Origin of the sequence: Streptomyces sp. NPDC007929 (genome assembly GCF_042959065.1) — a bacterium.
Taxonomy (GTDB): Bacteria; Actinomycetota; Actinomycetes; order Streptomycetales; family Streptomycetaceae; genus Streptomyces.
This window is the reverse complement of sequence record NZ_JBIBKD010000016.1, coordinates 92,404-118,009: the sequence shown is the minus strand read 5'-3', so window position 1 is coordinate 118,009 and position 25,606 is coordinate 92,404. Positions and strand designations below refer to the sequence as shown.

Sequence of the window (25,606 nt, the reverse complement as noted above, 5' to 3'; positions counted from 1 at the left end):
GTCATCGCGTCGTACTTCGTACGTCATATATGAGACGCGATACGCGAGATCCGATACGCGATCCACCGAGACGCGAGATCCGAGAGGCGCGCATGACCTCTGTGCCCACACCGATCCCCTCCCGCACGCAGTTCGTGCTGGAGGGGATCAAACACCGCATCCTCACCGGGCAGTTGACGCCTGGGCAGGCGCTGGTCGAGACCGAGCTCGCCGCGCAGTTCGGGGTGTCGAAGACCCCGGTGCGCGAGGCGCTCAAGACCCTCGCCGGGACCGGGCTGGTCGTGATGAGCCAGTACAAGGGCGTCACCGTGCGCCTGGTGGACGCGGACATGGCGCGCGAGGTCTACGACGTACGGCTGCTGCTGGAGCCCGAGGCGCTGCGGCGGGCCGTGCAGCGCGGGGCCTGTCTGGACGTCGCCCGCGAGGCGCTGACCCGGGCCGACGCCGCCACCGACACCGCCGAACGCTCCCTCGCCAACCGGGAGTTCCACCGCGCCCTGTACCTGCCGTGCGGCAACCCGCTGCTCGGCCGGATGCTCGACGAGGTCCGCGACCAGGCCGCCCTGGTCTCCGCCGTGGCCTGGGCCGCCTCCCCCTCCTGGGAGCGGGAGGCCGGCGAGCACCGGGAGATCCTGCGGCTCGCCCTCGACGGCGACGCCGACGGCGCGGCGCGTGCCCTGCACGCCCACATCGCGTCCTTCGTGCAGCGCGCTTTCCCCGAGGCAGCACTGGAACAGGAAGGTCAGGAATGAGCAGCGTGGCGTTCGAGACCCAGCGGGCGGCCCTGGCCGACGTGGTGGCGATCCCGGTGACCCCGTTCGCCGAGGACGGCTCCGTCGCGCGGGACACCCACCGGGCCCTGCTGCGCCGCCTGCTCGACGGCGGCATCACCACCCTCACCCCGAACGGCAACACCGGCGAGTTCTACGCCCTCACCCCCGAGGAGCGCCGGCTCGTCACGGAACTGACGATCGACGAGGCCGGGGAGCGGGCCGTCATCCTGGTCGGCGTCGGACACGACGTCCCCACCGCCGTCGCCTCCGCCCGGCACGCCCGCGAGCTCGGCGCGCAGATGGTGATGGTCCACCAGCCCGTCCACCCCTACGTCTCGCAGGCCGGCTGGGTCGACTACCACCGCGCCATCGCCGAGGCCGTGCCCGAGCTGGGCGTCGTGCCGTACATCCGCAACGCGCAGCTCACCGGGGCCCGCCTCGCCGAACTCGCCGACCACTGCCCCAACGTCATCGGCGTCAAGTACGCCGTCCCCGACGCGGTCAGGTTCGCCGCGTTCGCCCGGGACGCGGGGCTGGAACGGTTCGTGTGGGTGGCCGGGCTCGCCGAGCCGTACGCCCCCTCCTACTTCTCCGCCGGTGCCACCGGCTTCACCTCGGGGCTGGTGAACGTCGCCCCGGCGGTCTCCCTCAACATGATCGAGGCGCTGCGCTCCGGCGACTACCCGGCCGCGATGAAGGTCTGGGAGCAGATCCGCCGCTTCGAGGAGCTGCGCGCCGCGAACGGCTCCGCCGACAACGTCACCGTCGTCAAGGAGGCCCTCGCCTCCCTCGGGCTGTGCCGCCGCGAGGTCCGCCCGCCGAGCCGGACCCTCCTGAAGGAACAGCGCGCCGAGGTCGCCACGATCGCCGCGGGGTGGTCGATATGACCGGCAGACTGCGCCCCGAGGACCTCAGGAGCCACCAGTGGTACGGCGCCGAGGGCCAGCTGCGCACCTGGTCGCACAACGCCCGGATGTGCCAGCTCGGTTACGAGGCCGAGGAGTACCGCGGCCGCCCGGTGATCGCCGTCCTGAACACCTGGTCCGACATCAACCCCTGCCACGTCCATCTGCGCGAACGGGCCGAGGCGGTCAAGCGGGGCGTATGGCAGGCCGGCGGCTTCCCGCTGGAGTTCCCGGTCGCCACGCTCTCCGAGACGTACCAGAAGCCCACCCCGATGCTCTACCGCAACCTCCTCGCCATGGAGACGGAGGAGCTGCTGCGGTCGTACCCGATCGACGCGGCGGTGCTGCTCGGCGGCTGCGACAAGTCGACGCCCGCGCTGCTCATGGGCGCCGCCTCGGCCGACGTACCGTCCCTCTTCGTGCCCGCGGGGCCGATGCTGCCGGGCCACTGGCGCGGTGAGACCCTCGGCTCCGGCACCGACATGTGGAAGTACTGGGACGAGCACCGCGCGGGCAACCTCACCGACTGCGAACTGCGCGAGTTGCAGGGCGGGCTGGCGCGCTCGCCCGGGCATTGCATGACCATGGGGACCGCGTCGACGATGACCGCCGCGGCCGAGGCCCTCGGCATGACCCTGCCGGGCGCCTCCTCGATCCCGGCCGTCGACTCCGGGCACGAGCGGATGGCCGCCGCCTCCGGGCGCCGTGCCGTGGAGCTCGCCTGGACCGGGCTCAAACCGTCCCGGATCCTCACCCGCGAGGCCTTCGAGGACGCCGTCACCACGGTCCTCGGGCTCGGCGGCTCCACCAACGCCGTCATCCACCTGATCGCCATGGCCGGACGCTGTCAGGTCGAGCTCACCCTCGACGACTTCGACCGCATCGCCCGCACTGTGCCGGTCCTCGCCAACGTCCGGCCCGGCGGGCAGACGTACCTCATGGAGGACTTCCACTTCGCCGGGGGTCTGCCCGCCTTCCTCTCGCGGATCACCGACCTGCTGCACCTGGACCGGCCGACGGTCAACGGCACGCTGGGGGAGCAGCTCGACGGCGCCGTCGTGCACGACGGCGACGTCATCCGCACCCGCGAGAACCCGGTCGCCGCCGAGGGCGGTGTCGCCGTCCTGCGCGGCAACCTCTGTCCGGACGGCGCGGTCATCAAGCACATCGCCGCCGAGCAGCACCTGCTCAAGCACACCGGTCCCGCCGTCGTCTTCGACGACTACAAGACCATGCAGCGCACCATCAACGACCCGGCGCTGAACATCACCGCGGACAGTGTCCTGGTGCTGCGAGGCGCCGGCCCCAAGGGTGGTCCGGGCATGCCCGAGTACGGCATGCTCCCCATCCCCGACCACCTGCTCAAGCAGGGCGTACGAGACATGGTCCGCATCTCCGACGCCCGCATGAGCGGTACGAGTTACGGTGCCTGCGTGCTCCACGTGGCTCCCGAGTCGTACGTGGGCGGCCCGCTCGCCCTGGTCCGCACGGGCGACGACATCACCCTCGACGTCGAGGCGCGCTCCCTTCAACTCAACGTCAGTGACGAGGAGTTGGAGAGCCGCCGCAAGGACTGGACCCCACCGCCCACCCGCTACGAACGCGGCTACGGCGCCCTCTACAACGACCAGATCACCCAGGCCGACACCGGCTGCGACTTCGAGTTCCTGGCCAGGCCGGGCAAGGCCCCCGACCCTTACGCAGGGTGACTGAACCCCCCTGAAGGGGGCGCGGGCCGTATCGAAATGCGGCTGCGCCGTGGGGGCGCGACAAGCCGCAGCGCACCCGCACCCGCCACACAACAGCAAGCGATACCCACGCACAGCGAGAAAGCGCTTACCGCACCACGAAAGCAAGCCGTACCAAGATCGGAGACCCTGTCATGGCCCAAGCCGCAGCCGTGGCGAAACCGCCCGCGCCACCCCGGCGGCGCCGGGCCTCCGCCACGCCGCGCAGGCTCCCGTACCTGCTGATCGCGCCGGCCGCCCTGCTGATGCTGGGCTTCATCGCCTACCCGGTCATCAGCGTCTTCTACTACAGCCTGCAGAACTACAACCCCACCAAACCGTGGCGGAACGGCTTCGCGGGCTTCGACAACTTCGTCCACGCATTCACCGAGGACCCCGTCTTCTGGGGCACCCTGGTCTTCAGCGCCAAGTGGGTCGTCGTCGAGGTCGGCCTCCAGCTGCTGTTCGGCCTCGCGCTCGCCCTCATCGTCAACCAGACCTTCGTGGGCCGGGGCCTGGGCCGCGCCCTGGTGTTCTCCCCCTGGGCCGTCTCCGGCGTGCTGACCTCCGCGATCTGGGTGCTGCTCTACAACTCCCAGACGGGCATCACCCGTTACCTCGCCGACATGGGCATTGGCTCCTACGGCACGAGCTGGCTGTCGGACACCTCGACCGTGTTCCCGGCGGCGGTCGTGGCGGATCTGTGGCGCGGGGTGCCGTTCTTCGCGATCCTCATCCTCGCCGACCTCCAGTCCGTCTCGAAGGACCTGTACGAGGCCGCCGAGGTCGACGGCGCCAGCCGCATCAAGCAGTTCTGGCACATCACGCTGCCGCACCTGAAGGACGCCATCATCCTGTCCACGCTGCTGCGCGCGGTCTGGGAGTTCAACAACGTCGACCTGCTCTACACCCTGACCGGCGGCGGACCCGCGGGTGAGACGACCACGCTGCCGCTGTACATCGCCAACACATCCGTCGACGCCCACAACTTCGGCTACGCGTCGGCCCTGACCACGGTGGCGTTCGTGATCCTGCTCTTCTGCTCGATGATCTACCTGCGCCTGAGCAAGTTCGGAGGCGAGAGCAAGTGAGCGTCAAGGAAGCCACCAAAACGGCGCCCGTCGCCGTGCCCGCCACCCCCGAGCCCCCGCGCCCCGCCAAGGGCAAGCGCGCCTGGGACGAGGCACCCCGCTGGCAGATCTATCTGCCCCTGGGTATCTACCTGGTCTTCACCCTCATCCCCTTCTACTGGATCCTGCTGTTCTCGCTGCGCCCGGCCGGCTCGACCTCGCTCGTGCCCTGGCCGATGACCTTCGACCACTTCGAGAAGGTCTGGACGGACCGCGACTTCGGCACCTACTTCGCCAACAGCGTGCTCGTCGGCGTCGCCACCCTGCTCATGACGACCCTCGTCGCGCTGGCCGGCGGCTACGCCCTCGCCCGCTTCGACTTCAAGATCAAGCGCGGGTTCATGCTGGCCCTGCTGTGCTCCCAGTTCGTGCCGGGCGCGCTGCTGCTGGTGCCGCTGTTCGAGATCTTCGCCGAACTCCAGATGATCAACTCGCTGGGCAGTGTCATCCTCGCCGAGACGGTCTTCCAGCTGCCGCTGTCGATGATCCTGATCAGCAACTTCATCAAGAACGTGCCGTACTCCCTGGAGGAGGCGGCCTGGGTCGACGGCTGCAACCGCATGACGGCTTTTCGTATCGTGGTGCTGCCGCTGCTGAGGCCCGGTCTGATCGCCGTCGGCTCGTTCGCCTTCGTCCACTCCTGGAACCACTTCCTGTTCGCGCTGATGTTCCTGAACAACCAGGACAAGCAGACGATCCCGGTCGGCCTCAACTCCCTGATGAGCGCCGACAGCGTCGACCTGGGCGCGCTCGCCGCGGGCGGCATCATCGCGGCCGTACCGGTGGTGATCGTGTTCGCCTTCATCCAGAAGTGGCTGATCACCGGCTTCAGCGCAGGGGCGGTGAAGGGATGAGAGGCAGGCAACTGGCCGTGGCGGCCGGGCTGTTGGGGGTGCTCTGCGTGCCCGCGCACGCCGAGGCCCGGGACATCGGCCGCGACACCCTCCCCGCGAACGACGGCTGGGCCGCCGAGGGGGCGGGCACCACCGGAGGCGCGGCCGCCGACGCCGGCCATGTGTACACGGTCACCGACCGGGCCGGACTGGTCCGGGCCCTCGACGGCGGCAGCGACACCCCGAAGATCATCAGAATCGCCGGGACGATCGACGCCAACACCGACGACGACGGTGACCGGCTGGACTGCGCCGACTACGCCACCGGCGGCTACGCCCTGAAGAAGTACCTCGCCGCCTACGACCCCCGCACCTGGGGCTCCGCCAAGCCCAGCGGTCCCCAGGAGGAGGCCCGCCAGGCCTCCGCCGCCCGGCAGGCCGAGCGGATCGTGCTGCCCGTCGGCTCGAACACCACCCTCGTCGGCCTCGGCGACTCGGCGGTCCTCAAGGGCGCGAGCCTCCAGGTGAAGAACGCCGAGAACGTGATCATCCGCAACCTCGACGTGCGCGACGCCTACGACTGCTTCCCCGTCTGGCAGCCCAACACCGGCGGCCTCGGCGACTGGAAGACGGCCTACGACAACATCTGGCTGACCGGAGCCACCCATGTGTGGGTGGACCACGTGACCCTGAGCGACAAGGGCCACCCGGACGCGAAGGAACCCACCCACTTCGCCCGCAACTACCTGCGCCACGACGGCTTGCTGGACATTACAGGCGGCTCCGACCTGGTCACCGTCTCCTGGAGCCGCTTCGCCGGCCACGACAAGGCGATGCTCATCGGCAGCGGCGACACCGCCACCGGCGACCGCGGCAAGCTCCGCGTCACCCTGCACCACAACGCCTTCAAGTCAGTCGTTCAGCGCGCCCCACGCGTCCGCTTCGGCCAGGTCCACGTGTACAACAACCGCTACGACGTCACCGGCGACGACTACCGCTACTCCCTCGGTGTCTCCACCGAGTCGAGGATGTACGCGGAGAACAACGCCTTCCACGCGCCAGGCCACGTGGAGGTCGCCGACCTGGTCAAGAGCTGGAACGGCAGCGCCCTGCACCAGAGCGGCACGCTCTTCAACGGCTTCCCGGTCGACCTGCTCGCCATCTACAACGCCTACAACTCGGGCAGCGAGCGTGATCTGACCGCCGATGTCGGCTGGGCCCCCACCCTGCACGGGCCGATCGACAGCGCCGCGGCGGCCGACCGGGCGGTGGCCCGCGGCGCGGGTGCGGGGAGGCTCCCATGACCGGTCGCATGATCGACACCATGAGCGAACCCCTGAACACGCCCCTGCCCGTCGTCCTCGCCGGAGCCCGCGGGCACGGCCGCTGGCACGTCGAGAACATCCGCCGCCTGCAGCACAAGGGCCTCGTCCGGCTCGTGGGGATCTGCGAGCTGACACCGCTGACCGAGGAGGAACTGGGCGACCTGGGCGCCCCCGAGCAGTCCGCCGACTTCGGCGCTCTGCTGGACGCCACCGGCGCCCGGGTCGCGGTGATCTGCACCCCGATCCCCACCCACACCGACCTCGCCCTCACGGCCGCCGACCAGGGAGTGCACATCCTCCTGGAGAAGCCGCCCGCCCCCTCCTACGCCGAGTTCCGCCGGATGGCCGACGGAGTCGCCGCCGCCGGGGTCGTCTGCCAGATCGGCTTCCAGTCGCTGGGCTCGCACGCCCTGCCCGCCGTCCGCGAGCTGATCGAGCAGGGCGCGATCGGGAAACTGGCCGGACTCGGCGGGGCCGGTGCCTGGGTCCGGGACGAGGACTACTTCCGGCGGGCGCCCTGGGCGGGCAAGCGGCGGCTGAACGGCGTCGACGTGATCGACGGGGCGCTGACCAACCCCCTCGCCCACGCCGTCGCCACCGCCCTCGCCCTCGGCGGCAGCACCCGCGCCGAGCACGTCACCGGCATCGAGACCGAACTGCTGCGGGCCAACGCCATCGAGTCCGACGACACCTCCTGCGTCCGCGTCACCACCGCGCAGGGCCACCCGGTGACCGTCGCCGCGACGCTGTGCGCGGAGGAAGCGGACGAGCCGTACGTCCTCGTGCACGGCAGCAGCGGCCGGATCACCTTCTGGTACAAGCAGGACCGGGTGCTGCTCCAGCGCGCGGGGCACGGCCCGCAGGAGTCCGAGCACGGCCGCACCGACCTGCTGGAGAACCTCGTCGACCACCTCACCACCGGCGCGGACCTGCTGGTCCCGCCGGACGAGACGGGCGCCTTCATGAAGGTCGTGGAGGCCATCCGCACCGCCCCCGACCCGGCGCCGCTGCCGGACACCGCCTGGCACCGGGTCCCCGGCGAGAACCGCCGCGTGGTGCCCGGCATCGACGGACTCGTCGCGGCCGCCGCCGACACCCTCTCCCTCTACTCCGAGCTCGGCGCCCCCTGGGCCCTGTCAGCGGAGCATCTGCCGAACGAGGTGAGCACCCGATGACCAGCCACGACACCACGGTCCTGCGCGTCGCGGGCCGGCCGGTCGGCCGGTACGTCACCCGGCCCGAACTGCCCGCCCGGCTCTCCCCGCGCCCCTACCTGCACCCCGTCACGACCCTGGCCGGCACGGCGGTGACCGAACTCGCCCCCGCCGACCACACCCACCACCTCGGCGTCGGTGTCGCCGTTCCCGACGTCGAGGGGTTCAACTTCTGGGGCGGGCGCACCTACGTCCGCGACCAGGGCCCGACCGAGCTGGACAACCACGGCTCGCAGCGGCACGTCGCCTTCCAGCTGCGCGACCCCGACGGCTTCGTGGAGGAGCTGCGCTGGGTGGCCGCGGGCGGCGAGCTGCTGCGCGAGCGCCGTACGGTCGCCGCCGCCGAACTCACCGACCAGGCCTGGGCGCTGGACCTCACCTTCTCCCTCACCAACGTCACCAAGGGCCCCCTGTCGATCGGCAGCCCCGCGACCAACGGGCGCCCGGGGGCGGCCTACGGCGGGTTCTTCTGGCGGGCCCGCAAGGAGGCCGCGGCGCCGGAGGTCTTCACGGCCGGGGCCGACGGTGAGGACGGGGTGCACGGCCGGAGCGCCGACTGGCTCGCCCTGCGCGGCGGCACCTGGACGCTGGTCTTCGCCGGCGCCACCGAACAGACCCGCCGCGACCCGTGGTTCGTGCGCACCGAGGAGTACCCGGGCGTCGGATCCTCCCTCGCGCACGCGGAGCGGGTGCCGCTGCCGCCGGGCGAGACGATCGTGCGCCGGGTGGTGACCGTCGTCGCCGACGGCCGTCTCGACCGCGACGCCGCGTCCGCCCTCGTGCGCAAGGCGGTGAGCCCATGACGTCCGAGCCTGTGACCCCCGAGTTCCTGACCCCCGCGTCCGTGGCCCCCGAGTCCGTGACCTCCGGGACGTCGCCGGGCGGTGAGCCCGGGACCTCCGGGACCTACCGCAACCCGATTCTCGACGCCGACTGGTCCGACCCCGACGTCGTCCGCGTCGGGGACGACTTCTACCTGACCGCCTCCAGCTTCGGCCGGGCGCCCGGGCTGCCGCTGCTGCACTCCCGGGACCTGGTCAACTGGACCCTGGTCGGGCACGCCCTCGAACGCCTCGAACCGGCCGCCGAGTTCGAGCGGCCCCGGCACGACCGCGGCGTCTGGGCCCCGTCCCTGCGGTATCACGACGAACGCTTCTGGATCTTCTGGGGCGACCCCGACCAAGGCGTCTTCCAGATCAACGCCCCCCAGATCAGGGGCCCTTGGACCCGCCCGCACCTGCTCAAGGCAGGCAAGGGCCTGATCGACCCGTGCCCCCTGTGGGACGAGGAGACCGGGGAGGCCTACCTGGTCCACGCCTGGGCCAAGTCCCGCTCCGGCGTCAAGAACCGGCTCACCGGCCACCGGATGCGTCCCGACGGCACCGGCCTCCTCGACGAGGGCAAGGTCATCGTCGACGGGGACCGCATACCCGGCTGGTTCACCCTCGAAGGCCCCAAGCTCTACCGCCACGACGGCTGGTTCTGGATCCTCGCCCCGGCCGGCGGCGTGGAGACCGGCTGGCAGGGCGCCTTCCGCTCGCGCGGGTTCTTCGGGCCGTACGAGGAGAAGATCGTCCTGGAGCAGCAGGACACCGACGTCAACGGCCCCCACCAGGGCGGCTGGGTGCGCACCCCGTCCGGCGAGGACTGGTTCCTGCACTTCCAGCAGCGCGGCGCGTACGGCCGGGTCGTCCACCTCCAGCCCATGCGCTGGGGCGCGGACAACTGGCCGGTACTCGGGGACGACGGCGCGCCCGTCGCCGTACACCGGCGCCCCGCCCTGCCGCCGCAGCCGCCCGCCGCACCCGCCACCGACGACGACTTCCCCGGCGGACGGTACGGCCGTCAGTGGCAGTGGACGGCCAACCCCGTCGACGGCTGGGCCACCCAGCACTCCGGGGACGGGCTGAGACTCACCTGCGTCCGCTCGGCCGACGCCCACGACCTGCGGAAACTGCCCCATGTGCTCACGCAGCGGCTGCCCGGCACGCCCTGCGTGGCCGAGGTGGAGCTGCGGCTCGACAGCGAAGAGCCGGGGGCCCGGGCCGGGCTCACGGTGCTCGGGGACGCGTTCGGCTGGATCGGGCTCCAGCGGGGCCCGGACGGCACGGTCCACCTCGTGCACCGGTTCGCCGAGGGGGTCGCCGAGCGGGAGCGCGACGCGGCCCACCCGTGCCTCGCACCCGAGGGGCGCGTCAGGCTCCGCATCGAGATCGGCGCCGGAGCCCGCTGCCGCTTCTTCTACGACCTCGGCGACGGCCCGCGTCCGTCGGGTCCCGTCTTCGCCGCCACCCCCTGGCGCTGGGTCGGCGCCCTGCTCGGCCTCTTCGCCCTCGCGCCCGTCGGACCGGGACACGCGGGCGCCGCCACGTTCACGCACTTCCGGATCACCCACCTGTAGCCCACCGCATCCGCACGCTCATCACGCCTGTTGGGAGCCGCAATGACGCCCTTCCGTAGCAAGCGCTTGCCCAGCCCGGGTGTCGCCCTGGCCGCCGTAGCCGGCCTGGTCGCCGCCCTGGGACTGGGCGCGACCGGTGAGGCGAGGGCCGCCGAGCCCGCCCGCGCCGAGATGTCCACACCGTCGGCCGCCCGCTGGACCGACCAGGCCCACGGCTTCGCCTCGCTGGCGGGAGGCACCACGGGCGGGGCCGGAGGCAAGGTCGTCACGGTCACCGACCAGGCCTCGCTGGCGAAGTACGCGGGCGCCGAGGAGCCGTATGTCATCCGGGTGGCGGGGTCGGTCGCCGTCGCGCCCTTCGGCTCGGACGTCGTCGTCGCCTCGAACAAGACGATCATCGGCGTCGGTGACACCGGCGAGATCGTCCACGGCGAACTGCACCTCAACCCCGGCACGCACAACGTCATCATCCGCAACCTGACGATCCGCGACTCCTACGTCGAGGGCGACTGGGACGGCAAGACCACCGACTTCGACGCCATCCAGATGGACTCCGTCCACCACGTCTGGATCGACCACAACCGCTTCACGCACATGGGCGACGGCCTGCTCGACATCCGCAAGGACAGCCAGTACGTCACCGTCTCCTACAACCAGTTCAGCAACCACAACAAGGCGTTCGGTATCGGCTGGACGGACAACGTCCAAACCCAGATCACCATCGACCACAACTGGTTCACCGGCACGAAGCAGCGCAACCCCTCGGCGGACAACTGCGCCTACGCGCACCTCTACAACAACTACGTCTCGGCGCAGGTGGCCGACGGCGACCCCGTCTGGACGTACGGGAACTGGTCCCGGGGCCGCACCAAGATGGTCATCGAGAACAGCTACTACGACCGGGTCCAGCACCCCTACCAGGCCGACGCCACCGCGGAGCTGGTGGAGCGCGGGTCGATCCTGAGGAGGACGAGCGGGCGGACCGACGAATGGGGAGCGGCCTTCGCGCCGCGCGACTTCTACGACTACCGGCTGGATCCCGCCGCCGCCGTCCCCGCCCTGGTGAAGAAGTTCTCCGGTCCGCAGCAGCGGATCGGTGTGACCCTCGACGTCCCGGCGGCCTACCCGACCGTGCAGGCCGCCGTGGACGCCGTCCCCGACGGCAATGACGTGCCGGTGACGATCGCCGTCGCACCGGGCACCTACCGCGAGAAGGTGTTCATCCCGGCGACCAAGCCGAAGATCCTGCTCCAGGGGACCGGACGCGACCGCTCCGACACCGTCATCGTCTTCGACACGCCTGCCGAGTACGGGGGTTCGACGGGCAGTGCCACCGTGCGGATCGCGGCGAACGACGTCACCGCCCGCAACCTCACCTTCAGCAACGACTTCGACGAGGCCGCGGTCGAGCTGAAGGGCGAGCAGGCCCTGGCCATGAAGACGACCGGCGACCGGATCGTCTTCGAGAACACCGCCTTCCTGGGCAACCAGGACACCCTGATGACCGACAGCCCCAAGCTGAACGTGATCAGCCGGGTGTACGTCCGCGACTCGTACATCGAGGGCGACGTCGACTTCATCTACGGGCGGGCCACGACTGTGATCGAACGGTCCGTCATCAAGGCGCTCAGCCGTGGGTCGACGACCAACAACGGGTGGGTGACCGCCGCTTCGACGTGGACGGGCAACCCGTACGGGTTCCTGATCACCCGCTCGAAGATCGTGAGCGACGCGCCGGCCGGGAGCTTCCACCTCGGCAGGCCCTGGCACCCGGGTGGTGAGCCGAACGCGGTGGCCCAGGTGCTGATCCGCGACACCCGGCTGCCCGCCGCGATCAAGTCCTCGCCGTGGACCGACATGAGCGACTTCTCCTGGAAGGACGCGCGCCTCACGGAGTACCGGAACTACGGGCCGGGGGCCGGTAAGACCCAGGACCGGCCGCAGATGAGCGCCGAGGACGCGAGGACACACACCGTCACCGCCTACCTCAAGGGCAACGACAACTGGGCGCCCCACACGCGCCGCTGACCGCCACGACTTCACGTCTCCGTCTGACCCAGAAGAGAGAACCGACCATGAAGAACAGCATCCGCAGAAGCAGGCGCGCGGCCACGGCCGTCGCCCTGGGCTCCGTCCTCGCCCTGACCGCGACCGCCTGTGGCGACGACGGCAGCGGCGCCGGGGGCGACAAGGGGGCCGAGGGCAGCGGCAAGGGCAAGATCGTCTTCTGGGACAACAACGGCGGTGTCCGCACGGACATCTGGAAGCAGATCATCGCCGACTTCGAGAAGGCGAACCCGTCCGTCAAGGTCGACTACGTCGGTATCTCCGCCACCGAGTACCAGTCCAAGGTCGACACCGCCATCCAGGGCGGGGGCCTGCCCGACGTCGGCGGTGTCGGTGCGGCGATGGCCGCCGGGTTCGCCGCCCAGAACGCGCTGGACCCCCTGGACGACCGGCTCGGCAAGTCCGCGCTGAAGGGCAAGCTCAACGAGGGCATGATCGAGTCGCTGAAGTCCGCAGGCGGCGGCGACGCGCTGTACTCGATCCCGACCTCCGCGAACAACGGCACCCTCTACTACCGCACCGACCTGTTCAAGAAGGCGGGCCTGGAGGCGCCCACCACGTGGGAGAACTTCTACGAGGCCGCCGCCAAGCTCACCAACGCCAAGAAGAACGAGTTCGGCTACACCATCCGCGGCGGCGCGGGATCCATCGCTCAGGCACTGGACGCGATGTACGGGCAATCCGGCATCACGTCCTTCTGGGACGCCGGCGGTAAGAAGACCACGGTCAACGACCCGAAGAACGTCGAGGCGCTGGAGAAGTACGCCGGTCTGTACAAGAAGTACACGCCGGCCGCCGACCTCAACAACGACTTCACCAAGATGGTCGCGCAGTGGGACTCCGGCACGATCGGCATGCTCAATCACAACCTGGGCTCCTACCAGGACCACGTGAAGGCACTCGGCCCCGACAAGTTCCGCGGCATCCCGCAGCCCACCGGCCCCGGCGGAAAGCGTGTCCAGGTCTCCAACCCGGTCGACGGTCTCGGCCTGTTCAAGAGCTCCAAGAACAAGGAGGCCGCCTGGAAGTTCATCGAGTTCGCCGCCGCGCACGAGTCCAACTCCAAGTGGAACGAGTCGGCCGGCGCCATCCCGTCCAACACGGACGCCGCCAAGGACGCCTGGATCTCGAAGGCCGAGCCGACCAAGCTCGCCGCCGGGGCCCTCAACGACGGCTCCACCACCATCGTCCAGCTGCCGTACTACCTGCCCGACTGGAACACCATCTCCAAGGCCGAGAACGAGCCCAGCTTCCAGAAGGTCCTCCTCGGCGACATGAGCGCCAAGGACTTCCTGGACAAGATGGCCGATCAGCTGAACGAGGCCCAGGCGGAGTGGGACCAGCAGAAGGGCTGACGCCGCCGGACCCCGCCCCCGGGGCGGCCTGTGCTGTGCAGGCCGTGGGCCGCCCCGGGCTGGTCGCACCCACTGTGGAGCCGTGTACGCACAACACCCCCCGGTGCTCCGGAGGGCCCGCTCGAAGAAGGGTATGTCGTGTCACTGAGCCGTAGACAGGTCACCGCGGCCGCTGTCGCCGCCGTTCCTCTCACCTTCGCCGCGACCGGTACCGCGCAAGCCGCCGGCCGCCGCACCCGAACCCTCTACATCGCCGGTGATTCCACCGCCGCGCAGAAGTACGCCGACGCGAAGCCCGAGACCGGGTGGGGCATGGCGCTTCCGTTCTTCCTCCACAAGGATCGCCCGGTCGCCAACCACGCGGTCAACGGCCGTAGTTCCAAGAGCTTCATCGATGAAGGACGGCTCGACGCCGTCCTGCGGCAGATCCAGCCGGGTGACTTCCTGCTCATCCAGTTCGGTCACAACGACGCGAAGAGGGAAGACCCCACGCGGTTCACCGAGCCCTGGACGACGTACCAGGCCTACCTGCGGAAGTACATCGACGGGGCCCGAGCGCGTGGGGCGCGGCCCGTGCTCGCCACGTCCGTCGAGCGGCGCAAGTTCGACGCGGCCGGCAAGGCTCTTCCGACGCACGGCGACTACCCGGCCGCGATGCGGGCGCTCGCCAAGCAGGAGCAGGTGACGGTCCTCGACATCCAGGCACTGTCGATCGCGCTGTGGCAGCGGCTGGGGAGCGAGGAGACGAAGAAGTACTTCAACTGGACCGCGACCGAGCAGGACAACACGCACTTCAACCCGCCCGGCGCGATCGCCGTGGCGCGGCTCGTCGCGCGGGAACTGCTGCGGACGCGGGTGCTCGCGCCCAGCGAGGTGCGCCGGCTGGACGAGACGATTCCCGAGTCCTGGATCACCTGGCCGAAGGCCACCGCGTAGCACCCCCCGGTCCCTCGAAAAGGAGATTCGCATCATGAACGCATCTGCATGGCATGGGCATGCCATAAGGAGAGTCGCCGTCCTCGCCGGCTGCACCGCACTGGTGCTGTCCCTCACCGGGGCCGCGACCGCGAACGCCCGGACCGACTCGCGCGATCCCGCCCGTCAGACCCTCGGAGCGAAGGACGGCTGGGGGGCGTACGGCACCGGGACCACCGGTGGCGCAGCCGCCGACGCCGCGCACGTGTACACCGTGACCACCTGGGCCCAGTTCAAGGCCGCCCTCGCCGCAGGCGGCAGCGCACCGAAGATCATCAAGGTGAAGGGGACCATCGACGCGGTCTCCGAGGGCTGTGACGCCTTCGCCGCGCCCGGGTACGACTTCGACGCCTACCTCAAGAAGTACGCGCCCGAGACGTGGGGGATGGACACGGACCTGAGCGGCGAGCCCGCCGACAGCCCGGAGGGGCTGCGCCGTGCCTCCGCCGACAACCAGGACCAGGCCATCAAGGCCAACGTCCCGGCCAACACCACCCTCATCGGGATCGGGAAGAACGCCGGGTTCAAGGGAGCCAGCCTCCAGATCAAGGGCGTCGACAACGTCATCGTCCGCAACCTCACCTTCGAGAGCCCCCTCGACTGCTTCCCGCAGTGGGACCCGACCGACACCGCCACGGGCGCCTGGAACTCCGAGTACGACACCGCCGTCGTCTACGGCTCCACCCATGTCTGGATGGACCACAACACCTTCACCGACGGCAGCCACCCCGACAGCGAGGCACCGACCTACTTCGGCGCGCTGTACCAGCAGCACGACGGTGAGCTGGACATCGTCCGGGGGTCGAACTACGTCACCGCCTCGTGGAACGTGTTCGCCGACCACGACAAAACGCTCATGATCGGCAACAGCGACAGTGAGTCGACGGCCGTGGGGGACCGGGGCAAGCTCAAGGTGACGCTCCACCACAACCTGTTCCGGAACGTGATCGAGCGTGCGCCGCGCGTCCGCTTCGGGCAGGTCGACACGTACAACAACCACTTCGTGGCCGGTCAGGACTACGTCTACAGCTTCGGCATCGGCAAGGAGTCCCGGCTCGTCGCCGAGCACAACGCCTTCACGCTGGCGAAGGGCATCAGCCCGGCGAAGATCCTCAAGAAGTGGATGGAGGCGCCGGTCACCGCCGCCGACAACTACGTCAACGGCAGGAAGACCGACCTGATCGCCGTGCACAACGCGGAGATCCCGGAGGAGACCCTCCAGCCGGATGCCGGCTGGACGCCGACCCTGCGGACCAAGGTCGACCCGGCGAAGTCCGTCCCCGCCATCGTCGACCACCGTGCGGGCGCCGGCCGCATCTGCTGACGCCCCCGATGACCGGCCGGGCCGGGCGCACTCCACGAGGTGCGCCCGCCCCGGCCCCTCCCCGGACCCTCGCCCCGCACCAGCCGCACCGCGAAAGGACAGCCGCATGTCCTCGCACGTCCACCGTTCCCTCTCCCGCAGGGGATTCCTCGTCGCGAGTGCCGGGGCGGTCCCCGCACTCGCCCTCGCGCCGACCCCCGCACGGGCCTCCGGACGGCAGCGCCCGTTCGGCCGGTACGGTTCACCGGCCGCCCGCCTCGATCCGAAGACGCTGTACGTCGATCCGCTCGGCCGCGGCGACCACACCTCCGTGCGCGCCGCCGTCACCGCCGCAGGCAGCGGCTGGACCCTGGTCATAGCACCCGGCACCTACCGTGAGACGGTTGCCGTCGACCGCACCCGTTCGGAGATGACCTGGATCGGGGCGAGCGAGAACCCCCGCGACGTCGTGGTCGTGTACGACAACGCGGCCGGGACACCCAAGCCGGGCGGCGGCATCCACGGGACGACCGGCTCCGCCACCACCACCGTCCAGGCCGACGGCTTCACCGCCCGCTGGATCACCTTCGCCAACGACTGGCTGCGCGCCGACCACCCCGACATCCGCGACACCCAGGCCGTCGCCCTCAAGGTCCAGGGCGACCGATCGGCCTTCCACCACTGCCGGTTCCTCGGCCACCAGGACACCCTGTACGCCGACTCCATGGCACTGGGCACCGTCGCCCGCCAGTACTTCGCCCACTGCTACGTCGAGGGCGACGTCGACTTCGTCTTCGGACGGGCGACCGCGGTCTTCGAGCACTGCCACTTCCGGACCCTGTCCCGGACCGATCTGGCAGGCGCCCCCTACGGTTTCGTCTTCGCGCCGTCCACCGCGGGAGCCAATCCGCTCGGCTACCTGGTGACCCGCAGCCGCGTCAGCAGCGAGGCACCCGACGGCTACTACAAGCTGGCCCGGCCCTGGGTGCCCAGCTCCGACACCACCGCCCGCCCCATGCTCACCGTGCGGGACACCCGGCTCGGACCGGGCATCGACGCGGTCGCGCCCTACGCCAACATGTCGGACGCGCACCCCTGGCAGGCCCAGCGCTTCGCCGAGTACCACAACACCGGGCCCGGGGCGGTGGTCCACGTCCCCGTCAACCGGCCCCAACTGAGCCGCGCACAGGCCCGGGCACACACCCGGGAGACCTACCTCGGCGACTGGCACCCGTGTGCGTAGGGCCGCCGCGCTCCCCATCTCGCCGGGGGAGCGGTGAGCGGCGCTGAGGCGACGGTCGTGGACGGCCCGCTGCCCGGCTTCCACCCGGCGCTGAAGGACGCCCTGACCTTCCCGCTCGCCTGGGGGCGCTCCCCGATCCGCGACTTCGGCGCCTGGCGGCGTGCCGCCCGGGCCACCGTCGAGGAGCACCTCCTCGTCGAGCGGCAGGACGGGACGCCGTACGCGCCGGAGTTCGGCGACCGTTCCCCGGAGCGGCAGTACACCCGCGAGCTGGTGACCGTCTCCCTCACCCGCTACGAACGGGTCCGCGGTGCCCTGCTCACCCCGCACGGCCCCGGGCCGTTCCCCGCCGTGCTGCTCCTGCACGACCACGGCGGCGAGTTCGGCATCGGCAAGGAGAAACTCGTCCGGCCCTGGTACGACGACACGCGCCTGGCCACCGCACGGACCTGGGCGCGGAAGTACTTCAGCGGGCGCTTCGTCGGGGACGAACTGGCCCGGCGCGGCTATGTGGTGCTGTGCCTGGACGCCCTCGGCTGGGGCGACCGCGGCCCCCTCGCCCACGACCAGCAGCAGGCCCTTGCCTCGAACCTCTACCACCTCGGATCCTCGCTCGCCGGGCTCATGGCCCGCGAGGACCAGCGGGCCGCCGCCTTCCTGGCCGGGCTCGACCGGGTGGACGCCCGGCGGGTCGCGGCCGTCGGCTTCTCCATGGGCGCCTACCGCGCCTGGCAGACCGCCGCCCTCAGCGACGACATCGCGGCCGCCGCGAGCGTGGGCTGGATGACCGGCCTGAAGGAGATGATGGTGCCCGGCAACAACACGTTGCGCGGGCAGTCGGCGTACCAGATGCTCCATCCCGGCCTCGCCCGGCACCTCGACATCCCCGACGTGGCGAGCATCGCCGCGCCCCGGCCGATGCTCTTCCTCCACGGCGGGCTCGACCCGCTGTTCCCCGCGGACGGCGTGCGCGTCGCCCACGACAAGCTGCGCGCCGTCTGGCGGTCCCGCCACGCCGAGGAGCGCCTGCGGCTGCGCACCCGGCCGGAGCTCGGCCACGTCTTCACCGACCCCCTCCAGGACGAGGTCTTCCGCTGGCTCGACTCCGTCCTGTGAGGAGGCCCGGTCTCTTGGGGGGCGCTTGACACGGATTTTGCCGGGCGGGTCTCGCGCCCACCCGGATGACGCGCGTAGAACGTCTGTCATGCAAAAGTCACTGCGTATCGCGGCGATCGCCGCAGCGTGTGCCGTCACCGGCGCCGCCCTCTACGGCGCCGGTGCGGCCACGGCCGGCCAGTCCACGGCCAACTCCACCCACGAGCCCTACAACATCGGGCTCCTGGTGAAGGACATCGACACCTACTACGGCACCACGCTCGACGCGAACGGCGTCTACCAGGCCTCGGCGACCAGCCCCTACGCCAAGGACCTCGCGGCCCTCGACAAGGCGGCGAGGAAGTACATCGACCACGCGGCCCGCAAGGCCCGCCACCAGGGCGACAAGCCCGCGGTCGTCTTCGACATCGACGACACCCTGCTGCTCAGTCTCGACTACGAGAAGCGCTACAACTACACCTACGACTCCGCGAGTTGGGCCGCCTATGTGAACAAGGCCGACCGCCCGGGTGTCTTCGGCAGCGCCGGACTCGTGCGCTACGCCGAGAAGAAGGGCGTCGAGGTCTTCTACAACTCCGGTTTGAGCGAGGCCCAGCGTTCCGCCGCGGTCGAGAACCTGAAGAGGATCGGCGCCGATGTGAACCTCGACGCCGGCCACATGTTCCTCAAGGACACGGCGAACCCGCCGTCGTACCTGAGCTCCTGCGCCGGAGCGGGCACCTGGACCTGCACGACCGTGCAGTACAAGTCCGGTACCCGCAAGCACATCGAGAAGGACCTCGGGTACGAGATCATCGCCAACTTCGGCGACCAGTACTCGGACCTGGACGGCGGCTACGCCGACCGGACGTACAAGCTCCCGAACCCGACGTACTTCGTCGGCTAGCGCTTCCTGACCGGCTTGATCCCCTCCAGGGTCGGCACCACCGGGAGGATCGATCCGTCGGCCGCGAACTCCATGCGGTCGATGGTCGTCTCGCGGTGCACGCCGTCACCGCCCGGCAGGCCCGGGCCGTTGAGGGCGAACCGGTGGTAGACCATGTACCAGTCGTCGGTGCCGGGCGTGTTCACCACCGAGTGGTGGCCGGTGGCGAGGATGCCGTACTCGGGACGCTTGGACAGGATCGTCCCCTTCTTGGTCCACGGGCCGAGCGGGGACGGTCCCGTCGCATAGGCGACGTGGTAGTTCTCGCTGCGGGTGTCGTCCTCGGACCACATGAAGTAGTACGTTCCCTTCCGTTTGATCACGAAGGATCCCTCGCGGAAGTTGTCCGGGGTGATGTCCTCGACCTTCGCGGGGTCGAACGAGGTCATGTCGTCGTTCAGCGGGACCACGTACCCGTGCCCGTTGCCCCAGTAGAGGTACGCCTGGCCGTCGTCGTCGGTGAAGACCGCCGGGTCGATCATCTGCCCCTGGAGCGAACCGCCCTTCGCGACCAGCGGCTTGCCCAGCGCGTCCTTGAAAGGACCCGCGGGGGAGTCCGCCACCGCCACGCCGATCTGCTGCTCGGCACAGAAGTAGAAGTAGTACTTCCCGTCCCGCTCGGCGATCGCCGGCGCCCAGGCGTTCTTGTCCGCCCAGGTGACGTCCGGCCCGAGGTCGAGGATGACACCGTGGTCCTTCCAGTTCACCAGGTCCTTCGACGAGTAGGCCTTGAACGTGGTGCCGCTCCAGCCCTGGAAGCCGTCGGTGGTCGGGTAGATCCAGTACCGGCCGTTCAGGTAGTGCACATCGGGGTCGGCGTTCAGGCCCGGCAGGATCGGGCTGCGGGTGCGGACCGCCTCGACCGTCCAGGTGCGTTCGGTGCCGTCGGCCGCCCTGACCGTGTACTTCTGCGGCTTGCGGAAGTCGCGCCGGGTGCCGGACTTGGGGCTGAGCTTCGCGCCCTCACCGACCCACAGCTTCGGGGCGAGGCCGCGCAGGTCGGCGTCCGGCTCCATCGGCAGGACGACCTTCGAGGCGCTGTCCGTGACGACCGCGTACCCCTTCTGGTGCTTCGCCGTCGCGTCCACGACCGAGGTGGAGGCGGCCGGGTAGGCGGCCAGCAGGCGGTCGTACTCCTGCTGCGTCACCGGCAGGACCGTGCCGTGCCGCGGGCTCGCCGGGAGCTGGTAGTTCGTCGACGGGGTCCACTTGCCCGAGGCGAGGTCGGTCGTCTCGAAGGGGATGTAACCGCGGCCGCCGTACTCGTCGATGAACAGGTACCACTTCTTCTCGGTGTTCGACTTGAACACCGTCGGGCCCTCGCCGCGTTCCATCGCGCCCTTGCCGATGCAGTCGGCCACGAAGTCGTACGTCGTCGAGGTCAGGGAGGTGGACTTCTCGCCGGTGATGAACTTCGAGCAGGGGCTGGAGGAGCCGGGGTCCCGCTCGTCCTTGGTGTAGCGGTAGTACTCGTCCTTGTACTTCACGACCGTGGAGTCGATGACCGAGTAGCCCGGGTCGTTCCACACCTTGGGCTCGCTGAAGGTGCGGAAGTCCTTGGTGGTCGCGTACAGCATCTTGTTGTACGTGTCGCCCTTGTGGTCCGGGTCGTCGTCGGCGTACAGCTTCGACGCCCAGAAGACGACGTACGCGTCGAGCTCGTCGTCCCAGTAGGCCTCCGGGGCCCAGGTGTTGCCCGCGCTGTCCGGGGAGACCTTCACCAGGCGCTGGTCGGTCCAGTGGACCAGGTCGGTGGACTCCCAGACCATGATCGACCTGCTGCCGTGCCGCTGGACGTCGTTCCAGCTCCCGCTGGAGTTCTGGTACATCCTGAGGTCGGTGGCGATCAGGTAGAACTTGTCGCCCTGGGGGGAGCGGATGACGAACGGGTCGCGCAGACCCTTCTCGCCGATCGTGGAGGTCAGCACCGGCTTCCCGGCATTCAGCTCACGCCAGTGCAGCGGGTCGTTGCCGCGGCTGAGGGCGTAGCGGATCTGCTCGCCGTCGGCGGTGCCCTCACCGGTGAAGTAGGCGAAGAGGTAACCGGCGTACTTGCTGTGCTTCACGGGTGGGGCTCCGGGATCTGCGGTGCTGGGCGGTGCGCTGAGCAGGGTCAGCAGGAGGCCGGTCAGGGCCAGGAAGGGCAGCAGGAGCGTGCGGGCGTTGCGGGGGCGCATGACACTTCCTGTCGGAGTCTGGGGGATTCTGTTGGATGGCGGCCTTCGGAGTCTCACCGGAGGGGCGCGGGGCGTCAACGGGTGCGTGTGCGGCCCGTGGCTCCGAAACTTTCGGAACGCCGGGGCCATCGGGCACGTCACGGCGGCAACCCTTTCCGGCGCGGCGGCGACTGCTGGACGGAAAACGGCCGGGGCGGGCCCCTCCGGGCCGGTTCCGTCCCGATCCCCTAGGAAAGGAACGCTCCGTGCTGCCGAGCACCGGACGTCATCGCAGGACCCGGACCCTCTCCATCGCCGCGGCCGTCGCCGGTGCCGCGGGGGCCGGCGGCGTCTACCTCGGGCTGTCGACCGGCGGCGCACAGGCCGCCTCGGCGACGGTCACCGTCTCCACCACCGCCCAGCTCGAACAGGCCGTGCACAACGCCACCGCCGGTACCGTGATCCAGGTCCGCGGCGGTACCTACCGTCCGTCGGCCACCCTCAAGTCCTCGGCCAACGGCACGCGTTCCGCGCCCATCACGCTGCGCGCGCACGGCGCCGAGGAGGTCCGGATCGACGGGTCCCGGCTGCCCGCCGGGTCCTGGCTGGCCGCCATCCACGGCGACCACTGGACCGTCGAGAACCTCGCGTTCGTCAACTCCCCCGCGCAGGGCTTCGTCGCCACGTCCTCCGTGGGCGGCGTCTTCAGGAACCTGGTCACCGCGCACAACGGCGACTCCGGCTTCACCCTGCGCGGCGACGGCACCACCGGCAACCTCGTGCAGAACCTGGACAGTCACGGCAACTACGACCCGGCCGGCCACGGCCAGAACGCCGACGGCATCACCGTCACGTTCGGCTCCGGGACCGGCAACCGGATCACCGGAGCCCGGCTCCACGGCAATTCCGACGACGGCCTGGACCTGTGGCAGTTCTCCTCACCGGTCACCGTCGAGCACTCCTGGGCCTTCGGCAACGGCGAGAACCGCTGGAAGGACACGGCCTTCGCGGGCGATGGCAACGGCTTCGAGCTGGGCGGCGGCGGCGCCTCCCCCGCCCATGTCGTCAACGGCAACGCGGCCTGGGACAACACGCAGCACGGTTTCACCGAGAACTCCAACACCGGCGCCCTCACCCTGCACCGCAACACCGCGTACGCCAACGCCCGCAGCGGCTTCTCCTTCGCCACCGGCACGGCCCGCCTGGGCAAGAACCTCGCCGTCGCGAACAAGGGCGGGGCGGCGAAGCTCGGCTCATCGACGGTCTCGGCGGGCAACACCTGGGACAGCGGCGTCGCCACACCGCCCCTCAGGTCGACCGACGCGGCCACCGCCCTCGCGGCGCGCCGGGCCGACGGCTCCCTGCCCGCCACGGCCTTCCTGACGACCGGCTCCACGGGCATCGGCTCGCCGATGGACTGAGGCCGCGCCGCCGTCGGTACGACGACGCCCCCGCCGGTGCGAAACGGCGGGGGCGTCCTGCCGACCGGCCGAGGGGGGCTCGGCCGGTACCGTCCGGCCGTCCGGAGGGGGGCTCCGGAAGGCCGAGGTGCCGGGGCGTCCGGCTGGGGGGCCGGGCACCCGGCGTCCCGGTCGGCCCAAGGGGGGACGAGGGCCGACCGGAGTCACACGGGGCGGGTCCTACTGGTAACTGATGTCGGAGGCCTTGAACTTGCAGCTCTTGCCGTCCGGTCCGGGCGGTGTCAGCTCCTTGGGCTCCTTGCCGGTGTTGTTGCCCTGGAAGCGCACACAGGTCTTGATCTTCTTCTTGCTGTCACCGTGGATGCGGACCCTGGACAGCGTCGCCGTGTCGCCGTAGTTGGCGTTGACCCCGACGATGGAGTTCATCGGCGCGGTCACGTCGATGTCGCTGAGCACGATCGTACGCTTGTACTGCGTCTTGCAGTTGCCGCAGGAGCGGACCAGCTTGCCCGCGTTCCGCACCTGGAAGCCGGACACGTTCAGCGTCCCCGCGCCGTTGAACTGAAGCACCTTGTCCTCGGCGTTCTGCGCGCCGCCGCCGATCACCTTGTACACCGCGGAGGCGGACTTGCCCTTGAAGCTGGCCGCGTCCTCGCCGACGTCCGTCCACCACACGTTCTGCAGCGTGCAACTGCCCTTGCAGTGCACGCCGTCCGCCGCCGGGGTGCCGATGATGACGTTCTTGAGGACAGCCCCGTCGGCCAGTTCGAAGATGGGGTCCTGGCCCTCGTCCTGGTTGCCCTTGCCGAGCGCACCGGTGCCGTAGAACATCTTCATCCCGCCGTCGCGCACACCGGAGACCGGGATGGTCTTGGACACGGGCGTCTTGCCCTTGTCCGTGGGCCAGGAGGAGGCGGCGGCGCCGGCCGTCGACAGCATCGACGTGGTGACGACCGCCGCACCCGTGATGCCGAGCGCGGACACCGCGGCGATCACGGCCCGCCGCTTGGTGGCACTGCGGCGATGACGGACGCGCTGTTCTGCTGGTGCAGTCATGTACCGATTCCTCAGATGGGTGGTGACTCTTGCGCGTTGTGGTCGCCACTCGTGAGGAAAGGGTTGCCGCCTCTCCCGGAATTTTTCACGAGTCGCCGCCGTCGTCCACGGCCGCGAAGCCGCCGCCCACCGACAGCTGCCGCGAACCGGCCTCGGCCGTCACCGTGTAGCGGTCCCGGCCCGCGTCACGGCCGCCGCGCGCGTGGTCGAACTGCCCGGCGAACACCCACTCGCCCGCCGGTACCGTCCGGCCCTTCTTGAGGGTCCAGGTGTAGACGAGGAAGCCGTCCCGCTCGGCGACCGCGAGGGTGAAGTCGCTCTCGGGCAGCGAGCGCCAGGCGCCCGCGTTCGACACCCCGCCGGTCTGGGCGACCTCCAACCGCACGGTCAGCGCGGTCAGTTGCGCACCGGTCTTGAAGGTGATGTTGCTCTGCGCCCAGAAGTCGTTGCTGTGCGGGTCGACCGAGCCGTCCGACCAGAGCGGTCCGTCCTCGGTACCGGCGGGCGGGCGCTCGGTGACCGGGGCGCTCGGTGTCCTCGACGGCGGCGGGCCGGACTCGCGGCGCTCGGGCGACCGGCTCGGCTCCGGCTCCACCGGAACGGGGGGCGCGGGCGGCCGGCTCGTCGCCTCCGGGGACGGGGTGGGCGTCGCCGACGTGGCGACCTCCCGCTGCCGCGGGGCGGTCTCGTCCTTCACCGCGGACGCCACCGCGTAGCCGCCCACCGCCAGCACACCGGCGACCGCGGCCGTCGCACCGGCCACCCGCATCCAGCCGACCACCGGCGGACGTGTCGCCCGGTGGGCGGAACCGGCCGGACCGGCCATGCCGCGCTCGAGACGGGCCAGCACGCGCTCCCGGTCGGGCTCGTGCGCCCCGGCCGCCTCGTGCAGCCGGGCACGCAGCTCCTCGTGCACGTCCCGCCGCATGCTCATCGGTCCCTCCCTCCGCCCTCGCCGGTGCGCACGCCCTCCACGGCGGGCGAGCAGCGGGGCGCGCCCAGCGCCGCGTGCATCCGTTGCGGCAGCCCCCGCGTTCCCAGCAACCGCTGGAGTTCGGCCATTCCCTTGGAGGTCTGGCTCTTCACCGTACCGACCGACACACCCAGGGCCAGCGCGGTGTCCTTCTCCGACAGGTCGAACGCGTGCCGCAGCACCACACAGGCCCGCTTGCGGAACGGCAGCCTGCGCAGTGCCTCCTGCACATCGACCACGCCCGCGACGTCCGGGTTCTCGGTGTTCTCCTCGCGCTGCGACCAGAACAGGGCGATGCGCCGCCGCTCGCGCACCGCGCTGCGGATCCGGGTCCGGGCCAGGTTGGCGACCACACCGCGCGCGTACGCGGCCGGATGGTCCGCCGCCCGCACCCGGTCCCAGCGGTGCCACAGCGCCAGCAACGCGTCCGCCGCCAGATCGTCGGCGGTGTCCGACTCGCCCGTCAGCAGATAGGCCAGACGCGACAGTTCGGCGTAGTGGCGCTCGAAGAAGGCGTGGAACTCCACGGAGGCGGCGTCGTCGACGACTGTGCCCACGGGCGACCTCTTCTCGCAGCGGCTACGGGCGCTCCCGGCCGGGGGCGTCCTGTGGATGACATGTGATCATCCGGGAGAGGTCCGGACGAGATCGGGAAGCGTAGCAGCGATCGCCGGATGGTTCGTACGGAGCTTCGAACGCCGTATGGCA

General features: G+C 70.5%; 21 protein-coding genes. 17 read left to right on the top strand and 4 right to left on the bottom strand.

Features of this window, described 5'->3' with window-relative positions:
• Positions 1–92: 92 nt before the first annotated feature.
• From ACFZDE_RS36605 to ACFZDE_RS36530, 16 genes are all read left to right on the top strand, one after another.
• Positions 93–752: a GntR family transcriptional regulator gene (locus ACFZDE_RS36605; protein ID WP_266469522.1), complete on the top strand. Its 660-nt coding sequence runs from the start codon at positions 93–95 to the stop codon at positions 750–752.
• Positions 749–1,660, top strand: coding sequence for a dihydrodipicolinate synthase family protein (locus ACFZDE_RS36600; RefSeq protein ID WP_391210738.1), 912 nt, complete (start codon positions 749–751; stop codon positions 1,658–1,660). Before ACFZDE_RS36605 ends, ACFZDE_RS36600 begins: the two co-directional genes overlap by 4 nt.
• Complete coding sequence (gene araD, locus ACFZDE_RS36595) at positions 1,657–3,387, top strand: L-arabinonate dehydratase (protein WP_391210730.1); 1,731 nt, start codon at positions 1,657–1,659, stop codon at positions 3,385–3,387. The genes ACFZDE_RS36600 and araD overlap by 4 nt, the downstream gene beginning before the upstream one ends.
• A gap of 173 nt (positions 3,388–3,560) precedes the next feature.
• The gene (locus ACFZDE_RS36590) at positions 3,561–4,496 is read left to right on the top strand and encodes an ABC transporter permease subunit (RefSeq protein ID WP_391005442.1); all 936 of its coding nucleotides are present in this window, start codon (positions 3,561–3,563) and stop codon (positions 4,494–4,496) included.
• Positions 4,493–5,389, top strand: coding sequence for an ABC transporter permease subunit (locus ACFZDE_RS36585; protein ID WP_391210714.1), 897 nt, complete (start codon positions 4,493–4,495; stop codon positions 5,387–5,389). Before ACFZDE_RS36590 ends, ACFZDE_RS36585 begins: the two co-directional genes overlap by 4 nt.
• Positions 5,386–6,672: a polysaccharide lyase family 1 protein gene (locus ACFZDE_RS36580; RefSeq protein WP_391210704.1), complete on the top strand. Its 1,287-nt coding sequence runs from the start codon at positions 5,386–5,388 to the stop codon at positions 6,670–6,672. The genes ACFZDE_RS36585 and ACFZDE_RS36580 overlap by 4 nt, the downstream gene beginning before the upstream one ends.
• On the top strand, positions 6,669–7,868 hold the full coding sequence (locus tag ACFZDE_RS36575; RefSeq protein ID WP_391210692.1) for a Gfo/Idh/MocA family oxidoreductase: 1,200 nt from the start codon (positions 6,669–6,671) through the stop codon (positions 7,866–7,868). Before ACFZDE_RS36580 ends, ACFZDE_RS36575 begins: the two co-directional genes overlap by 4 nt.
• Positions 7,865–8,710, top strand: coding sequence for a DUF6807 family protein (locus tag ACFZDE_RS36570; protein WP_391210682.1), 846 nt, complete (start codon positions 7,865–7,867; stop codon positions 8,708–8,710). The genes ACFZDE_RS36575 and ACFZDE_RS36570 overlap by 4 nt, the downstream gene beginning before the upstream one ends.
• The gene (locus ACFZDE_RS36565) at positions 8,707–10,308 is read left to right on the top strand and encodes a family 43 glycosylhydrolase (protein ID WP_391210679.1); all 1,602 of its coding nucleotides are present in this window, start codon (positions 8,707–8,709) and stop codon (positions 10,306–10,308) included. The genes ACFZDE_RS36570 and ACFZDE_RS36565 overlap by 4 nt, the downstream gene beginning before the upstream one ends.
• Before the next feature lie 42 nt (positions 10,309–10,350).
• Positions 10,351–12,336 (top strand): pectinesterase family protein, encoded by a 1,986-nt coding sequence (locus ACFZDE_RS36560; protein ID WP_391210669.1) that lies wholly within the window; start codon positions 10,351–10,353, stop codon positions 12,334–12,336.
• A 47-nt stretch (positions 12,337–12,383) separates the two neighbouring features.
• Complete coding sequence (locus tag ACFZDE_RS36555) at positions 12,384–13,730, top strand: extracellular solute-binding protein (RefSeq protein ID WP_391210660.1); 1,347 nt, start codon at positions 12,384–12,386, stop codon at positions 13,728–13,730.
• A 138-nt stretch (positions 13,731–13,868) separates the two neighbouring features.
• On the top strand, positions 13,869–14,666 hold the full coding sequence (locus ACFZDE_RS36550) for a GDSL-type esterase/lipase family protein (protein ID WP_391210648.1): 798 nt from the start codon (positions 13,869–13,871) through the stop codon (positions 14,664–14,666).
• 34 nt (positions 14,667–14,700) lie between these two features.
• Complete coding sequence (locus ACFZDE_RS36545) at positions 14,701–16,029, top strand: polysaccharide lyase family 1 protein (protein ID WP_391210641.1); 1,329 nt, start codon at positions 14,701–14,703, stop codon at positions 16,027–16,029.
• A gap of 106 nt (positions 16,030–16,135) precedes the next feature.
• On the top strand, positions 16,136–17,251 hold the full coding sequence (locus ACFZDE_RS36540) for a pectinesterase family protein (protein WP_391210634.1): 1,116 nt from the start codon (positions 16,136–16,138) through the stop codon (positions 17,249–17,251).
• 33 nt (positions 17,252–17,284) lie between these two features.
• Positions 17,285–18,367 (top strand): dienelactone hydrolase family protein, encoded by a 1,083-nt coding sequence (locus ACFZDE_RS36535; protein WP_391210623.1) that lies wholly within the window; start codon positions 17,285–17,287, stop codon positions 18,365–18,367.
• 88 nt (positions 18,368–18,455) lie between these two features.
• Positions 18,456–19,253: an HAD family acid phosphatase gene (locus ACFZDE_RS36530; protein WP_391210615.1), complete on the top strand. Its 798-nt coding sequence runs from the start codon at positions 18,456–18,458 to the stop codon at positions 19,251–19,253.
• Here the strand turns inward: ACFZDE_RS36530 and ACFZDE_RS36525 are convergent.
• Positions 19,250–21,469: a family 43 glycosylhydrolase gene (locus ACFZDE_RS36525; RefSeq protein ID WP_391210604.1), complete on the bottom strand. Its 2,220-nt coding sequence runs from the start codon at positions 21,467–21,469 to the stop codon at positions 19,250–19,252. The two genes, ACFZDE_RS36530 and ACFZDE_RS36525, sit on opposite strands and share 4 nt — an antisense overlap.
• 245 nt (positions 21,470–21,714) lie before the next feature.
• Here ACFZDE_RS36525 and ACFZDE_RS36520 point away from each other — a divergent pair, with 245 nt between their 5' ends.
• Positions 21,715–22,869 carry a right-handed parallel beta-helix repeat-containing protein gene (locus ACFZDE_RS36520; protein ID WP_391210594.1) on the top strand — a complete coding sequence of 385 codons (1,155 nt, stop codon included), beginning with the start codon at positions 21,715–21,717 and terminating at the stop codon, positions 22,867–22,869.
• Between the two features lie 219 nt (positions 22,870–23,088).
• Here the strand turns inward: ACFZDE_RS36520 and ACFZDE_RS36515 are convergent, their stop codons facing one another.
• The 3 genes from ACFZDE_RS36515 to ACFZDE_RS36505 all read right to left on the bottom strand — a co-directional run bounded on the left by ACFZDE_RS36515 (position 23,089) and on the right by ACFZDE_RS36505 (position 25,455).
• Positions 23,089–23,925: a pectate lyase gene (locus ACFZDE_RS36515; RefSeq protein ID WP_391210589.1), complete on the bottom strand. Its 837-nt coding sequence runs from the start codon at positions 23,923–23,925 to the stop codon at positions 23,089–23,091.
• 85 nt (positions 23,926–24,010) lie between these two features.
• On the bottom strand, positions 24,011–24,859 hold the full coding sequence (locus ACFZDE_RS36510) for a hypothetical protein (RefSeq protein WP_391210580.1): 849 nt from the start codon (positions 24,857–24,859) through the stop codon (positions 24,011–24,013).
• Positions 24,856–25,455 carry a SigE family RNA polymerase sigma factor gene (locus ACFZDE_RS36505; protein ID WP_391005476.1) on the bottom strand — a complete coding sequence of 200 codons (600 nt, stop codon included), beginning with the start codon at positions 25,453–25,455 and terminating at the stop codon, positions 24,856–24,858. The genes ACFZDE_RS36510 and ACFZDE_RS36505 overlap by 4 nt, the downstream gene beginning before the upstream one ends.
• Between the last annotated feature and the right edge of the window lie 151 nt (positions 25,456–25,606).

What these genes read in the sequence shown, in the direction of transcription:
- ACFZDE_RS36530 (WP_391210615.1), top strand. Translation starts at nt 18,456, where the DNA reads ATGCAAAAGTCACTGCGTATCGCGGCGATCGCCGCAGCGTGTGCCGTC.
- ACFZDE_RS36525 (WP_391210604.1), bottom strand. Translation starts at nt 21,469, where the DNA reads ATGCGCCCCCGCAACGCCCGCACGCTCCTGCTGCCCTTCCTGGCCCTG.
- araD (WP_391210730.1), top strand. Translation starts at nt 1,657, where the DNA reads ATGACCGGCAGACTGCGCCCCGAGGACCTCAGGAGCCACCAGTGGTAC.
- ACFZDE_RS36605 (WP_266469522.1), top strand. Translation starts at nt 93, where the DNA reads ATGACCTCTGTGCCCACACCGATCCCCTCCCGCACGCAGTTCGTGCTG.
- ACFZDE_RS36545 (WP_391210641.1), top strand. Translation starts at nt 14,701, where the DNA reads ATGAACGCATCTGCATGGCATGGGCATGCCATAAGGAGAGTCGCCGTC.
- ACFZDE_RS36555 (WP_391210660.1), top strand. Translation starts at nt 12,384, where the DNA reads ATGAAGAACAGCATCCGCAGAAGCAGGCGCGCGGCCACGGCCGTCGCC.
- ACFZDE_RS36510 (WP_391210580.1), bottom strand. Translation starts at nt 24,859, where the DNA reads ATGAGCATGCGGCGGGACGTGCACGAGGAGCTGCGTGCCCGGCTGCAC.
- ACFZDE_RS36560 (WP_391210669.1), top strand. Translation starts at nt 10,351, where the DNA reads ATGACGCCCTTCCGTAGCAAGCGCTTGCCCAGCCCGGGTGTCGCCCTG.
- ACFZDE_RS36575 (WP_391210692.1), top strand. Translation starts at nt 6,669, where the DNA reads ATGACCGGTCGCATGATCGACACCATGAGCGAACCCCTGAACACGCCC.
- ACFZDE_RS36570 (WP_391210682.1), top strand. Translation starts at nt 7,865, where the DNA reads ATGACCAGCCACGACACCACGGTCCTGCGCGTCGCGGGCCGGCCGGTC.
- ACFZDE_RS36540 (WP_391210634.1), top strand. Translation starts at nt 16,136, where the DNA reads ATGTCCTCGCACGTCCACCGTTCCCTCTCCCGCAGGGGATTCCTCGTC.
- ACFZDE_RS36590 (WP_391005442.1), top strand. Translation starts at nt 3,561, where the DNA reads ATGGCCCAAGCCGCAGCCGTGGCGAAACCGCCCGCGCCACCCCGGCGG.
- ACFZDE_RS36600 (WP_391210738.1), top strand. Translation starts at nt 749, where the DNA reads ATGAGCAGCGTGGCGTTCGAGACCCAGCGGGCGGCCCTGGCCGACGTG.
- ACFZDE_RS36565 (WP_391210679.1), top strand. Translation starts at nt 8,707, where the DNA reads ATGACGTCCGAGCCTGTGACCCCCGAGTTCCTGACCCCCGCGTCCGTG.
- ACFZDE_RS36515 (WP_391210589.1), bottom strand. Translation starts at nt 23,925, where the DNA reads ATGACTGCACCAGCAGAACAGCGCGTCCGTCATCGCCGCAGTGCCACC.
- ACFZDE_RS36580 (WP_391210704.1), top strand. Translation starts at nt 5,386, where the DNA reads ATGAGAGGCAGGCAACTGGCCGTGGCGGCCGGGCTGTTGGGGGTGCTC.